This is a genomic window from Thauera phenolivorans, assembly GCF_001696715.1.
Lineage (GTDB): Bacteria > Pseudomonadota > Gammaproteobacteria > Burkholderiales > Rhodocyclaceae > Thauera > Thauera phenolivorans.
The window spans coordinates 1-532 of record NZ_MBFM01000014.1; the positions used below are offsets into that span (position 1 = coordinate 1).

At 62.6% G+C, this 532-nt stretch carries 1 protein-coding gene; it reads left to right on the forward strand.

Features of this window, described 5'->3' with window-relative positions:
- Positions 1 to 128: 128 nt before the first annotated feature.
- A partial coding sequence (locus BB334_RS17305) for a site-specific integrase (RefSeq protein ID WP_198531296.1) occupies positions 129 to 532 on the forward strand: 404 nt, incomplete at its 3' end.

A 532-nucleotide genomic window follows, 5' to 3' on the forward strand; every position in this document is an offset into this window, starting at 1 on the left:
GGCCCTGTCGACCTACATGGGCCATGCCGAGATCTTCTACACGTACTGGTACCTCACCGGCGTTCCCGAGTTGATGGCGATCACAGCCGGGCGGTTCGAGCAATTCGCCGATCTCGCGGGAGACGATGATGCGTAGGCAAGCCAAACCACCGCCATCGTTTCCCGCGCTCGTACAAGCCTTCTTCGTCGAGCACCTGACACAACAACGCGCCCTCAGCCCGCGCACTGTGGCCGCTTACCGGGATGCCTTCATGCTCTTCCTGGGCTTTGCCGAGGCGCGCCTTGGCCGGTCGCCGGCGCTACTCACGCTGCCCGACATCACGCCCGATCTGATCATGGCCTTCCTCGATCATCTGGAACGCGATCGGCACAACAGCGTGCGTAGCCGCAATGCCCGTCTCGCGGCGCTGCGTTCGTTCCTGAAGTTTGCGGCGCACCGCGACGTGTCATCGCTGCAGGTGATTGAACATGCGCTCGGTGTTCCGGCAAAACGCTTCGAATGCCCGATGCTCGGCTATCTGTCCCGGGAAGA